The following is a 14,419-nucleotide window of genomic DNA, read 5'->3' as shown; positions in this document are numbered from 1 at the left end:
TCGGCGGTTGTGCCCGATACGTTTCCACCTTGTATCGCCCTCGAACACAGGCTCCTGTCGCAGTCTGTATCCGGCCGAGGCCGGACCTCGAGGAAAATAGCATGACAACTGAAAGCCCCCATTTCTCTGAACTGGGCCTGGCTCCGGCGTTGCTCGAAACTCTGAGCCGCCTGGGTTACGAAACCCCCACTCCCATTCAGCAACAAGCCATTCCCGCCGTTTTGGCCGGTCAGGATGTGCTGGGTTTAGCCCAGACCGGTACCGGTAAAACCGCCGCCTTTGCACTGCCGCTGCTCAGCCGCATGGACACCAACACCCGCGAACCACAAACGCTGGTGCTGTGCCCGACGCGCGAACTGGCCATCCAGGTTGCCGAAGCCTTCCAGGCTTACGCCAAAGACCTGCCCAATTTTCACGTGCTGCCGATTTACGGCGGTGCCGATATGCGCAATCAGCTGCGCGGCCTGAAACAGAACCCGCAAGTGATTGTCGGCACCCCCGGCCGGGTGATGGATCACCTGCGTCGCAATTCACTCGACCTGTCGAGCCTGCGCCATTTGGTGCTGGACGAAGCCGACGAAATGCTGCGCATGGGTTTTGTCGAAGACATCGACTGGATTCTCGAACACACCCCGGCGGAAAAACAGGTCGCTTTGTTCTCGGCCACAATGATGCCGCAGGTTAAACGCCTGACTCAGCAATACCTGAAAAACCCGACGCGCATCGAAATTCAGGCCAACGAGACCTCACTGGGCAACATTGACCAGTACGTCTGGCACGTGGGCGGAATCGACAAGCTGGATGCCCTGACCCGTATTCTCGAAGTCGAAGAATGGAACGCCGTCATCCTCTTCGTGCGTACCAAGGTGGAAAGCCAGTTCCTCGCCGAAAAACTCGCGGCGCGTGGCCATGCCTGTACTGCCATCAGTGGCGATGTCGCTCAGAAACAACGCGAAGACATCATCAACCAGTTTAAGAAAGGCAAGCTGGACTTGTTGATTGCCACCGACGTCGCCGCTCGCGGTCTGGACGTTGATCGCATCAGTCACGTCATCAACTGGGATATTCCCGGTGATGTCCAGACCTATATTCACCGCATCGGCCGCACCGGTCGTGCTGGCCGTTCGGGCAAGGCGATCATGTTCGTCAAACCGCGCGAGCGTCGTTTGCTGCGCGATATCGAACGCGTCACCAAAGCCGTGATCAAACCTTATCCGCTGCCCAGTGCTTCCGAGCTGGGTGAACATCGCGCCGCTGCGTTCCGCGCCGATCTGGAAAACCGCATCGAAACCGCTGATCTGGGTTTCTTCCGCGCCCTGGTTGATGGCTGGACCGAAAGCGACGGCATCGACCTGCGCGATCTCGCTGCTGCCTTAACCATGATGGCGCAGGAAGATCGTCCGCTGCAGATTCCTGAAGATCCGAAACCGCGTCCGCAACGCGAACGCGCCGAGCGTGGTGACAGAGGTGACCGTGGTGATCGTCCGCGTCGTGAGCGCGGTGAACGTGGGGAACGCGCACCTAAACGCGACAAACCGCTCGATTACGATGCGCAGAAATACCGTCTCGATGTGGGCCGTAAAGACGGCGCCGAGCCGGGTAATATCGTCGGCGCCATCGCCAACGAAGCGGGCATCGAAGGTCGTTTTATCAACAACATTTCGATCCGTGACAACTACACCCTGGTTGATCTGCCAAGCGGTATGCCGAAAGAAATTTTCGAGCAACTGCGCAAAACGCGCGTCAAAGGCCGGCCGCTGAACATGCGCATCTGGCATGAAGATGACAAAGAAACACCGCGCGCTGATCGCCCACGCAGTGATAAGCCACGCGGTGATAAACCACGCAGCGATAAGCCAAAAGGCGCGCCGCGTAAGCCACGTGCAAAAGCGCCGCATCGCAAAGGTAAGCCAAGCGACGCTTGATAGCGCAGACAAAAAAAGGGACGCTAAACAGCGTCCCTTTTTTAATGGCGTGATTAAAAGAAAAAGTATCGAATCGCCGTTGCTATCAACACCAAGGGCACCAAGATTCGCAACCACTTGCTGTATTTCGCCATCTGTTCTTCGGACACTTCCGAGCCTCGCGCCGACGTTACTTTCAGTACGATAACGATGACGATAAACAGAACCAGTAAAATGGTAACGATGGGTGGCATCAGGCAACTCCAAATAATTCGTTCAAACGGGCGCCGGGATCGTCGGCGCGCATAAAGGCTTCACCGACCAGAAAACCGTGAATGCCGTGCGACTTCATCAACTGCACATCGGCGGCTTCGAGAATACCGCTTTCAGTGATCAGAGTACGGCCATCATCGACCAACTCTTTCAGCGTCAGCGTCGTATCCAGCGTTAAATTAAAGGTGTGCAGATCGCGGTTGTTGATACCGATCAGCGGTGTCGACAGAGTTAACGCCTGACGCATTTCCTCGGCATTGTGCACTTCCACCAACACATCCATACCCAGCTCCAACGCCTGGTCGTGCAGGGCTTTTAATTGCGCCGGTTGCAAGGCGGCGACAATCAGCAAAACACAGTCGGCACCGATGGCACGCGCTTCGGTGATTTGATACGGATCGATCAGAAAATCCTTGCGGATCACCGGCAGTGAGCAGGCCGCGCGCGCGGCTTTTAAATAGTCTTCATGACCCTGGAAAAAATCGCGGTCGGTGAGTACCGACAAACAGGCCGCGCCGCCTTTTTCATAACTTTGCGCAATGGCCGCCGGGTCAAAATTTTCACGCAAAACGCCTTTCGATGGCGAGGCTTTTTTCACCTCGGCAATCACCGCCGACTGACCGCGTTGCACACGCTCAGTCATTGCCCGGGCAAAGCCACGCGGCGCCGGTTGCTCATCAAAGCGTTGTTCCAGATCGCGGCTTGAGACCTGCGCCGAACGCTCGGCAATTTCTTCGGTTTTGCGCGCCAGAATCTTTTTTAAGATGGTTGGAGTGTCGTTCATCAGGCCCCTGCCAAAGCGTCCGTAAAGGCCGCCAGTTCTTTCATTTTCTCAAACGCCAAACCGGTGGAAATGGCATCCTGCGCCATCGACACACCGGCTTCCAGGCTTTGCGCAACACCGGCAATGTAGATGGCAGCGCCGGCATTAAAAGCGATTAAATCGGCAGCGCGGGCAGCGACTTCATCGTCAGCACCGGTCAGCGCTTCGCGAATCAATTGATAACTTTGTTCGGCCGAGCTGACCGCCAGACCCGACAAACCCTGAGTCGCCAAACCAACATCTTCCGGGCGCACGGTGTAGGTGGTCACGGTGCCGTCTTTCAACTCCGCCACTTCGGTAGCGCCGCCGATGCTGAACTCATCGAGACCATCGCGCGAGTGCACCACCAACACATGCTCACTGCCCAGACGATGCAGCACATTGGCCAGCGGCTCACACAGATTGGCGCTGAATACACCGATAACCTGACGCTTAACGCCCGCCGGATTGGTCAAAGGACCGATCAAATTGAAGATGGTGCGCATGCCCAATTCTTTGCGCGGGCCGATGGCGTGTTTCATCGCCGAGTGGTGCGCCGGGGCAAACATAAAGCCGACGCCGACTGAATCGATAGCGCGTGCAGTCTGCTCCGGTGTGAGGCTGATATTAATGCCCGCCGCTTCCAGCAAATCGGAACTGCCGGAACTGGACGAGACACCACGATTACCGTGTTTGGCGACTCGTACGCCGGCAGCGGCAGCAACAAAGGCGGCGGCCGTCGAGACATTAAACAGATCCTGGCCGTCACCGCCGGTGCCGCAGGTATCGATCAGATGATCACCATCGACCTCAACCTTGGCCGAGAGTTCGCGCATCACCATCGCCGCACCGGTGATCTCTTCGATGGTTTCACCCTTCATCCGCAAGCCCATCAGGAAGGCGCCGATCTGAGCATCGGTGCATTCGCCGGTCATGATCTGACGCATGACCGCCTGCATTTCATCCTGGCTGAAATGCCCGTGTTCCGAGATGCGTTTTAACGCGGCTTTGATGTCCATGACGACGGCTCCTGGCTGGCTCGAATCGATAACCACCGACTATATCAGATCGCATCCGCCAGGTTCACTCCGAGGCGGATTTGGCTTCGATCTGGCGCAGAAAATTGGCCAGCAGATCATGCCCGGCCTGAGTCAGAATGGATTCGGGATGAAACTGCACGCCTTCGATCGGCCACCGCCGATGGCGCAGTCCCATCAAAATAGCGCTATCGCCTTCATCGACCCAGGCGGTGGCTTCCAGTTCGGCCGGCAGGCTGGCGGCATCGACCACCAGAGAGTGATAACGCGTCACTGTTAAAGGCATCGGTAAGCCAGCAAAAACGCCGGCCTGCTGATGTCGAACCGCTGAGGTTTTACCGTGCATGACCTTGGGCGCGTGCACCACCCGGGCACCATAGAGTTGAGCGATGCACTGGTGCCCCAGGCACACACCCAGAATCGGCAGACGGCCAGCGCAATGTTCAATGGCCGCCATTGAAATACCGGCGTCGCTGGGCGTTCCCGGCCCGGGAGAAATCATCAGCGCATCAGGTGCCAGCGCATCGATGTCGTCCAGGGTAATGGCATCGCTTTGCCGCACCACCACCTGCGCACCCAGCTCCTGAAGGTAATGCACCAGGTTGTAGGTGAAGGAGTCGTGGTTATCGAGCATCAGGATGCGCATAAAAACAGTCGGGCTGGGGCAAACGGCTGGCGAGTTTAGCACTGGCACAAAGACTGCTAAAGACTGTCTTAGACTGGTATAGAGGCTGTTAGCAACGATTGCCTACGCCTTGCCAGGCAAAGGCTTGCACGCCGACCCACCAATAACGCACCAAAAAAGGGCAAGGAGCGCCCCCTAACAACGCTAACGAGCCGATGGCATGACCGCCTCCCAGAAGATCTTCAAGGTACGCCGGCACTACAACAAATGGGTCGCCAACCAGACGCTGGAAGACTACGCCCTGCGTTTTACCGCCCACAAAGGCCGGCGCATGAGCATCGACCGCGTCGGTCACACCGCCCTCGGCGCCACCGCCTTTTTGGCCCTGGAAGGCATCGCCGCTGCGGTGACCCTGAGTTACGGTTTTATCAACACCGTCGCCGCCATGCTGGTGGTCTGTGCGCTGTTCTTTATCACCGGTTTTCCGATCACCTACTATTCCGCCAAGCACGGCCTGGATATCGATCTGCTGACTCGCGGTGCCGGCTTCGGTTACCTGGGTTCAACCATCACTTCGCTGATCTACGCCTCCTTCACCTTTATTTTCTTCGCCATCGAAGCTGCCATTCTGGCGTCGGCACTCAAAGCCTTGCTCGGCATTCCTTTGGCGATTGGCTATTTGCTCTGCGCGGTGGCGGTAATCCCCATCGTCACCCACGGCATTCGTGCCATCAGTAAATTTCAGGCCGGCTCGCAATGGATCTGGCTGGCGTTGCAATGCGCGGCGCTGGCGGTGGTTATCGTGCACGACTTTCATTCGATACCCGACTGGACTCAGTTCGCGCCGGCCGATTTACCGGCGGCAGGCGAGTTCAATATCCTGCTGTTCGGCGCCGCCGCTTCGGTATTTTTTGCGCTGGTCGCACAGATTGGCGAACAGGTCGATTACCTGCGCTTTCTGCCGGAAAAAACCACCGCCAATCGCAAACGCTGGTGGTTCTGGTTGATCCTCGCCGGTCCCGGCTGGGTGTTCTTCGGCGTCATTAAAATGCTGCTCGGCTCCTTCCTGGCGTTTCTTGCCATTCGTCAGGGCATACCGGCAGAAACCGCATCCGACCCGACGCATATGTATCAGACGGTGTTTTTCTATCTGACTCAATCCGATGCCATGGCGCTGATTCTGGCCGCGCTGATGGTCATCCTCTGTCAGATGAAAATTAACGTCACCAACGCTTACGCCGGTTCCATCGCCTGGTCGAATTTTTTCTCACGGTTAACGCACAGCCATCCCGGCCGGGTGGTCTGGTTGGTGTTCAACGTGACCATCGCATTGATTCTGATGGAACTGGGTATTTACCAATCGCTGGAAGCCATTCTCGGCGTCTTCGCCATCGTCGCGGTCAGTTGGTTGTGTTCACTGTCGGCCGATTTGCTGATCAACAAACCGCTCGGTTTAAGCCCGGCGCATGTCGAGTTCAAGCGCGCCCATCTGTACGACATCAATCCGGTCGGCACCGGCTCGATGTTGATTGCCACCGCTCTCGGCATGCTGGCCTATTTAGGTTTGTTCGGTGAGGTCGCAGCAACGCTGGCGCACTTTATCAGTCTGGCGACCTGTTTCGTTTGTGTGCCCGCCATCGCGTGGCTGACCAAAGGTCGTTATTACCTGGCGCGACAATCACCGGAACTGATTCCGCTGGCGCGGCATAAAACGACGGCGACGCATCAGACTTTAACCTGCGGCATTTGCGAGAACGATTTCGAAGTCGAAGACATGAGTTATTGTTCGGCTTACCAGCAACCGATCTGTTCGTTGTGCTGTTCGCTCGACGTGCGTTGTCTCGACAGCTGCAAGCCCCAAGCACGTTTGTCGCAACAATTAATCGATTCACTGCGCGTCTTACTGCCGGTCAAAGCGGTACGTTGGGTGAACTCACGCCTGGGTCGGTTTGTCGCCATTCTGCTGATTATCAATTTATTAACCGCTGCGCTATTGGCACTGATTAATCGCCGCATGTCACCCACCACGCCTGGTGAAATTGCGCTGCTTGATCAAACCATGGGCACTTTGTTTTTCACCTTGCTGATTGTCTCCGGTGTCATCGCCTGGTTGTTTTTATTAGCCCACGAAAGTCGCGTCGTGGCACAAAAAGAATCCAATCGGCAGACGCAAAAACTGACCCGGGAAATTGAAGCGCACCAACGCACAGATTTAGAGTTGCAACGCGCCAAAGAACTGGCCGAACGCGCCAACGCCGCCAAAAGCCGATACCTGACCGGCCTCAGTCATGAGTTGCGCACGCCGCTGCAATCCATCCTCGGTTATGCCCAGTTGCTGGCCGATCGCAACGACACACCGACCAGTCATCAACACGGTCTGGCGACGATCCGGCGCAGCGGTCAGTACCTGACGGACTTGATCGAAGGCTTGCTCGATGTATCAAAAATTGAAGCCGGCCGACTCGATCTATACCGCAACCGAGTGCAGTTACCGGAGCTGATTGATCAGTTGGAAACCATGTTCGCCATGCAGGCCGACGCCAAAGGCATCGAATTTTTTTGCATCCGTCATGACCCCCTGCCGAAAACGGTTATCACCGACGAAAAACGCTTGCGGCAGATTTTGATCAACCTCTTATCCAACGCCGTTAAATACACTCAGTCGGGTTCGGTTACTGTGGATATTCACTACCGCAATCAGGTCGCCGATTTCTCCATTACCGACACCGGCGCCGGCATTCCCGATACCGCCCTGGAACGCATTTTCGATCCGTTCGAGCGGGTCCGAAATGCCGACACGCCGAACCTGCCCGGCACTGGTTTGGGGCTCACCATCGTTAAACTGCTCACCGAAATTATGGGTGGTAATTTAAACGTAGAAAGCGAGCTGGGTACCGGCAGCCGCTTTAATGTCAGCCTGATGCTGCCCTGGGTCACCAGCGAAGCCGACAGCACCAATCAACCACGCCGCATCGTCGGTTACGAAGGCTTGCAACGTACGTTGTGTGTGGTCGATGACGATCCGGTACTGCGCGGTTTGCTCGCTGACTTGTTAATACCGCTGGGCTTCACCACCCTGGAAGCACACGACGCCGAAAGCTGTCTGACCATGCTCGACAAAGTCAGCCCCGATTTGTTTTTGCTCGATGTCTCCATGCCGGGCATGAACGGACTGGAACTGGCACGAGCGCTGCGCGAACGCGACATCGAAGCGCCCATCGTTATGCTCTCGGCCGATGCACAGGAACACCAGCGCGACCCGAGCTATCAAAACGCTTACGACGACTATCTGGTCAAGCCGGTCAGCAATCAGCGACTGCTCGACAAGATCGCCTTGCACCTGAAACTCGACTGGACCTACCAGCAGGATGACGACCCGGTACAGCAATACCAGCCTGACCCGACACCGACGTTAACCAAACCGATGCCATTACCCGACCATCCACTGCTACGGGAATTAAAAGCCTACGCCGAAATCGGTCATCGGCGAGGCGTCTTGACCACCCTGGAACGATTGGCCGAAGCAACGTTAATTCCAACCGAAGCGCAACAACAGTTCGAAACGCTGGCCGGACGGCTGCAATTCGATAAGCTGGCGCAACACCTGGAGTTCGAACCGAAATGACCGATCGCAACGACATAGTGTTAGTCGTGGACGACTCACCCGATGCGCTCGGGCTGATTCACGACGCTCTGGAGAATGCTGGCCTGGAAGTGCTGCTGGCACTGGAAGGCAAACAGGCGCTGAGCATCGCCAAACGGATCCGCCCGGACATTATTTTAATGGATGCGCTGATGCCCAACATGGATGGTTTCACCGCCTGCGAAGCGCTCAAGGCCGACCCGGCGCTGGCTTCTATTCCGGTCATTTTTATGACCGGCCTGACCGACACCGACGACATCGTTCGCGGACTGGAAAGCGGTGGCGTCGACTACCTGACCAAGCCAATCAACCCTAATGAATTACTGGCGCGGATGCGCGTCCATCTCAACAACGCCCGCCTGACCAACAGCGCCCAAACCGCGCTCGACCGCACCGGCCAGAACTTACTGACCGCCGGCAAAGACGGCCAGATTCGGTGGGCGACACCCCAGACTCACGCGCTCTTTGCGCGCGCCGGCGCTGACGAAGACTGGCTCAGCGATGAACTGGCGCCGCGCCTGAGCGACTGGCTCAACCGCCAGCCCGAACCCGGTCACAGCCTGTTACTGGAACACCCGGATTATCCATTGTCGTTGCGCTTTGTCGCTCGCCCGGCAGAAGACGAAGCACTGTTACGTCTGATCGACGGCGAACGAGCATCCGGTGCCGAAGTGTTAAAAGCCGAGCTGCCCTTAACCGATCGTGAAGCGGAGGTGTTGTACTGGGTTGCCAACGGCAAAACCAATCGTGAAGTAGCGCAGATTCTGGAACTGAGTCCGCGCACGGTGAACAAACATCTGGAACAGGTGTTTACCAAACTCGGGGTCGATAATCGCACCGCGGCGGCGGGAATGGCGTTGAAGAAGCTGGCGGTGGCGGAAGCCTGAAGCGCGTCAATAACGATCAATAAAGTCAGCCAACATGGACTGGCTGACTTGCTGATAAATCTCATGAATTTGGTGCACCTCATGATCCGTATCGGTCGCTGAAAAACGTTCGTTAAGCGCAGCCGAAAAATCGTCATCCAGATAATCGGCGATGTGTGCACGCTCAGCAAAGTAATAGGCCACATCAGCCCAGGTCCGAATATTCCAATCCAGCCTTTGCAATTGGCGACGTACTTGCCGATCGAACGTTTCGCGATTTAAATAGCGATCAATGTCGCTCTCCAGTTGAGCAAGACGCCGACCCGTCATTGAATCTTTCAAGGCATAACGCGCTTGCTCTGCCAGGTCATCTGCAAACTCATAACTGGGAATGCTGTACAGCAGCAAATTTATAAAGAACGGCCGGTCGAGATAACTTTGGGGTTGCTGATAAGCTTGCTCCGCAGCCCAGTACCGATACAGCCGAACTTCAGGATCATAGGGACGAATAGCCAAAGCACGGCGATAGGCACGACCCGCTGCTAAAAAATCATCAGTGTCATAGTACATATGACCCAGCTTCGCCCAGCCGTCAAAAGAGGTTGGGTAGCGCTCGGTATAACGCTCCGCCGCGGTCAAGGTCTCCGACATCTTAAAGCCATAACACGGACATAATGACATGGACAACAGGCGCTCGTTGTCCGGTGCCAACGCCAGCCCTTGCAACACCGCAGTGCGTGCTCTATCCGGCTGATCCAAATGGTAGTAGATATCGGCCAATTCGATGTACAGCTCCAGCCAGGGAGGTCGCTCCTCCACTAAAGGTTTAAGTACGATAAGCGATTGCGCCGGGCCCGCTGCTAGACCATAAGTATCGCGGATATCCTGCGAGCGAATAATTCTGTGATAGTCGATGAGATTGGAAAGATACGGATAGCGATCGACATTTTTCAGGTAGGTCTGGATAACACCTCGCTGCGTCTCCAAGGATCCACCAAAACGCAGCCGGTAAGTTGTCAGTACCTCCATCGCCACCGCAAAACTGCCCGGCACCTGTTCGATCGCCCGATGACGAAGTTGAATAATCTCTTCATTGGTACCCGTCCAAAGCAGGTTACGTAGCAGCCTTTTATAAGCATAAGGAAGACTTGGATTAACAGTCACAGCGGCTTCGAGAACGTCACGATTTTGCTCGCGAATCAATCCTGCCTGATAGATATGTAATGGATGGGTTTGTTCATCAGACTTTAATCCTTTCTCTGCGCTGACCGACAGATTAAGCAATTGGGATTTGAACATTAAAGCGTGATAGTTCTCTGGTTCAATCAGAACCCAGTTTTCTATGACTGTGCGAAAATCCTCATCGAGAACAACGCTGTCCTCGTACCATCGAATACAGCGAATTTCAGTCGAATAATCGATTCCTGCTGGATCTACACAGGGCGCCAGCATCGATTCTACGGCACTTAAATTACGAGCCCGAAGCAGCTCAGTTAAGTGTCGGGTTTCCTCGCTGAGGCTGGCCTGATCGTCATAATAGTAGCCAGCCAGATCGGCACTGAAAGTACCGATACTTGTTGCCATTGCGGCATAAAAAGAAACTCGAACGAGTGCTAACAATGATCGACAAGAGCGCATGCCACTGGCCCACATTAACTGGTCATCCCACCACTGGTCAGTGGCAATTCCTGACTCTGCCGATAAATAAATTCCTGCACCAGCGCATTCACCGTTTGGCGAAACAGATGATCTAGGTCGGCCACTGCATGGCCGTCCTGATCAACCGGAAATCGCAATCGAACCCGCTGGCGATAATCCATGTCCAGATCATCAGCAATGCCCGCCTGATCGAACAAAAAGGTACTGACGGCATGCCAGGTTTCAAGATCCCACGGCAAGGCTTGCAGTTGTTCATTCAATCTGGGGGCCAGACTGGCGCCGTTAAGATGATCGACCAAAGCGCGATCAAAGGCTTTCAATTCACTGGCGCTCAAGCGCGCTTCGGCCTGGCGCCGAACATTGTTGCGCACCTGTGCCATCTGCAATTCCAATTGCAGGCCGTCGAGCACCAGCGATTGATAAAAATCGACTGAAGGCTGGCTCGGTTCGGGTTGCTCCAGCATCGTCAGCGCACCACCTTGATAACGCTGCATTTCAGCATCGAGCGGCCGTAGTGTCAGCGCCTGTCGCGCAGCCTTTAAGGTTGCCTGGTAATTGCCCTGATTCAGATAATCGCGCGCCAGATTACGCCAGCCATAAAATGCGCTTGGATAACGCCCCACGTAACGTTCATTCAAAGCGATCGCTTCATCCAGACTCAAACCAAAGCAGGTACAGGCCGCGGTCGCTAAAATAAACTCGTCGTACGGCGCAACTTCAACAGCGGTTAACATCGAATCGCGCGCGGCGCTCATCTGCCCCAGACGCGCCTTCACATCCGCCAGCGCCCAATGCAAACGCGGCCAGTTATAGCCTTGATCGGCTAAGGATTGCAGTTGCCCGAGTGCATGGTCTGGGCTTTGAAATAAGGCCCCGTTCATGGGCGTATTCCAGGCCTGCAAAAAGGTCGCGTAGTCGGCCACCCGATTGGCGGTGCTTTCGTCGACCTGGTGGCGATAATCCGCCACTACCGCATCGAGCCGACCATAAACACTCATACCGCCGGCCTGGTTGGCATCCAGGTAGGCTTTGGTCACCACCAGGCTGGCTGGCACCCAAAAACGGGCGCGCTGATAGACGCTTTCCACACTGTCCATTTCATCTTCATCGCTGAGCAGATGAATGGCACCGGCATAGGCGTAGGGCAAATCCGGACGCAGTGACATGGCCACTTCGAAATGCAACTGCCCTAAAGAACGCAAGGCGGTCGCACGTTGGCGATAAAATGATGGCGTATTGCGCGGGTAATGCCGGCCCTGCTCGGCCCAGGCAGCGTGCGCCTGAACTTCACCCATCAGCAAACGCGCGTGGTAATTGGTGGGTTCTGTTTGCAACCAGTGTTCTAGACCGCTCAGAAAAGCTTGATCGAGCACGGCCATTGCAATGTAGAGCTCAGCGCAGCGCAGCTCCAGCGCCGGATCATCGACTGAACTGGCCAGACAAGGTGCCAGTTGTTGGCTGGCGGCTTGATAATTATGTTGACGGATCTGGTCTTGCAGCATTTGAGTTTGAGCCATCAGGTCGATCGGACCAAAGGCATCGGTGGGCGTCAGCGTGGTCTTAACCGGGTTGCTTTGACAGGCCGTCAGGCAACACAGAATCAGCGCAGCCGACATCAGCCGGCCACGGTGATAACCCACATTCATAGTCACCTAGAGGGTGCCGCCCGTTTGTAAATAGGCTTCCAGCTTAGGTGCAAATTCCATGGCCATCTGCCGTACCACCAACTGATTCAATGCCATGACCTGGCGCACCGAACTGGGCTGACTCAAGTCGCTGAATTTCTCCCGGATCCGTTCACGCTCTTTACTCGATTTATGTCCGGCCACATGGGAAAAATCGGCAAAATACAGGCTGGTCTCGTACCAAGTATCGCGATCCCACTCGAGGTTATCCAACTGAGCGCTCAGCAAGGTTTGGAAACGTTCCAGCGTCAATTCCTGCTCGGCCAATTGGGTAACACCCTGCCATTGGGCTGCAGAAATCTGCGGCCGGATATTGTCTTCAACATTGTCCATAAAATGGCTCAGATAGAGGCTGCCACCGACGGTATAGACCGTCAGCTCTTTGAAGTATTCAAATGTTTCAAAATCCTCGACCGGCATACCGAGTTTGCGTTTCGCCCACTCAATATCGTACAGCGTTTCCGGAGCCCAGGGACGCAGTGCCAGGGCACGTTCGTAGTGACGCAATGATTCTTCATAATGGCCGTGGTTATACAGATAATCACCGCGTCGTGCCCAGCCATAATACATATCCGGATTGCGCTCCAGGTGCCGTTCAGTAATCGCCAGCGAATCGGCCGGGGTCATGTCATAGCACCGGCAATGCCCAATATTGAGTGCCGTCTCGCTGAACGGATTATCCTGATACATCCTTATTAAATAAGGCCGTTCATTTTCATCGCCGCTGCGCCCGCCAAGGCTGGCCATTAATAAATTGGCTTTGTAATCGTGGGCGTTGCGGGGGTAGATCGACAACAACATCGCCCTGGCCTGATCTCTGTCTACCGGGCCACCAACGCCATCGTCCAGGTCCTCGACTTTAATCAGGGTGATGTAGTCGCTCAGTTCCTGCAGATGTTCAAAGCGCGGCTGTTGCTGAGCATAGCGTTGATAGATGGCATCCATTTGTTCGTTGGAACCACCCCAACGTGGCTGGTAGGCATGCACGATTTCTTTGGCGATCATCAGACTGCCGGGCACAACGTTTTGTGACTGGGCGTAGGTCACGTCAACCAGACGGTCGCCGTCATCACCCAGAGTTGAATAGATGCCGATCAACTTTCGATAGGCGTAAGGCAGATCACTACGAACCTGCAAGGCGCGCTCAAAATAACGCCGACTGTGATTTTGAAATTGTCTGAATTGATACAAATAATCTGGATGAACGCGATTGGAAAAACTATGACCGCGAAGATTCCAGGCCTGGGTTGAAACCAGCTCACCCATAATCAGCAAGGCGCTGTAATTGTCGGGTTCCAGTTCAATCCAACGCTGCATCGACTGAACAAAAGCTTCGTCGGTGGTGGGCACATCGAAGAACAGCGAACTGCAATCACCTTCGGCAATGGCATCGCTGGCATCGTAGTCTAAACAGGGTGCTAACAACGCCTCGGCGTCACGATAACGCTGTGCCCGAATCAACCGTTCCAGTGCCACCACCTGGCCTTGCCAGCCATCGTATTGATCGGGGTTGAGATGCAACTCATTGGCTGCGGCATCGACCTCAGTCGGTGGTGGCAAAGGTGGCATGCTTTGGCATCCCGCCACGACAATACAGACAATTAACAGCGCAGATAATCGCATGTTCAGATCCCTTACTGCGGATAAACCAACGGATAGGAAGCTTCAGCTTCGCAACCGCACCGTCTTTTGTCCAAACCAACTGGCTTCGAAACAGGACAATTTCGACACCTCTAGCGGCATTACAGCTTGTAAAACAAAGGCTTAAAAATCTGCTGAAAAAATGCCTGCGTTTTTATCGGCGCATCAAACTGACCAGTCTTTGACGCCTCCAGGACTAATCATGCAAAGCGATGCATCGAATGACGACTTTCCGACACACCGGATGAGCGTTTAATCGCACTCCTTAGTCATGCCTCTTAGTC

10 protein-coding genes are annotated in these 14,419 nt (G+C 55.2%); 3 read left to right on the top strand and 7 right to left on the bottom strand.

What is annotated here, in order from left to right; all coding sequences use genetic code 11:
- Window positions 1-101 precede the first annotated feature (101 nt).
- Window positions 102-1,925 (top strand): DEAD/DEAH box helicase, encoded by a 1,824-nt coding sequence (locus ABMA60_RS03835; RefSeq protein WP_392798958.1) that lies wholly within the window; start codon window positions 102-104, stop codon window positions 1,923-1,925.
- A gap of 53 nt (window positions 1,926-1,978) precedes the next feature.
- Here ABMA60_RS03835 and ABMA60_RS03830 read toward each other — a convergent pair whose 3' ends face one another.
- The 4 genes from ABMA60_RS03830 to ABMA60_RS03815 form a co-directional block, all read right to left on the bottom strand.
- A complete protein-coding gene (locus ABMA60_RS03830; RefSeq protein WP_392798955.1) occupies window positions 1,979-2,158 on the bottom strand; it encodes a hypothetical protein in 180 nt (59 codons plus the stop codon).
- Complete coding sequence (gene trpC / locus ABMA60_RS03825; protein ID WP_392798952.1) at window positions 2,158-2,961, bottom strand: indole-3-glycerol phosphate synthase TrpC; 804 nt, start codon at window positions 2,959-2,961, stop codon at window positions 2,158-2,160. Before trpC ends, ABMA60_RS03830 begins: the two co-directional genes overlap by 1 nt.
- A complete protein-coding gene (trpD, locus tag ABMA60_RS03820; protein WP_392798949.1) occupies window positions 2,961-3,998 on the bottom strand; it encodes an anthranilate phosphoribosyltransferase in 1,038 nt (345 codons plus the stop codon). Before trpD ends, trpC begins: the two co-directional genes overlap by 1 nt.
- 64 nt (window positions 3,999-4,062) lie before the next feature.
- Complete coding sequence (locus tag ABMA60_RS03815; RefSeq protein ID WP_392798946.1) at window positions 4,063-4,662, bottom strand: anthranilate synthase component II; 600 nt, start codon at window positions 4,660-4,662, stop codon at window positions 4,063-4,065.
- 199 nt (window positions 4,663-4,861) lie between these two features.
- On the opposite strand from ABMA60_RS03815, the gene ABMA60_RS03810 reads away from it, so the two are divergent.
- Together ABMA60_RS03810 and ABMA60_RS03805 are read left to right on the top strand one after the other, a co-directional pair.
- A complete protein-coding gene (locus ABMA60_RS03810; protein ID WP_392798943.1) occupies window positions 4,862-8,266 on the top strand; it encodes an ATP-binding protein in 3,405 nt (1,134 codons plus the stop codon).
- Complete coding sequence (locus tag ABMA60_RS03805; RefSeq protein WP_392798941.1) at window positions 8,263-9,171, top strand: response regulator; 909 nt, start codon at window positions 8,263-8,265, stop codon at window positions 9,169-9,171. The genes ABMA60_RS03810 and ABMA60_RS03805 overlap by 4 nt, the downstream gene beginning before the upstream one ends.
- Window positions 9,172-9,177: 6 nt before the next feature.
- On the opposite strand, the gene ABMA60_RS03800 is transcribed toward ABMA60_RS03805, so the two are convergent.
- Genes ABMA60_RS03800 through ABMA60_RS03790 form a run of 3 tightly spaced genes read right to left on the bottom strand, consistent with a single transcriptional unit; the run spans window position 9,178 to window position 14,063 of the window.
- The gene (locus ABMA60_RS03800) at window positions 9,178-10,803 is read right to left on the bottom strand and encodes a hypothetical protein (RefSeq protein ID WP_392798938.1); all 1,626 of its coding nucleotides are present in this window, start codon (window positions 10,801-10,803) and stop codon (window positions 9,178-9,180) included.
- Window positions 10,803-12,461 (bottom strand): hypothetical protein, encoded by a 1,659-nt coding sequence (locus ABMA60_RS03795; protein ID WP_392798936.1) that lies wholly within the window; start codon window positions 12,459-12,461, stop codon window positions 10,803-10,805. The genes ABMA60_RS03800 and ABMA60_RS03795 overlap by 1 nt, the downstream gene beginning before the upstream one ends.
- Window positions 12,462-14,063, bottom strand: a complete 1,602-nt coding sequence (locus tag ABMA60_RS03790) for a tetratricopeptide repeat protein (RefSeq protein WP_392798933.1) — start codon at window positions 14,061-14,063, stop codon at window positions 12,462-12,464.
- Window positions 14,064-14,419: the final 356 nt, after the last annotated feature.

It is taken from the genome of Saccharospirillum sp. HFRX-2, assembly GCF_043196805.1.
GTDB lineage: Bacteria > Pseudomonadota > Gammaproteobacteria > Pseudomonadales > Natronospirillaceae > Saccharospirillum.
The sequence above is the reverse complement of the archived record's forward strand: the minus strand, read 5'-3'. Positions and strand labels throughout refer to the sequence as shown.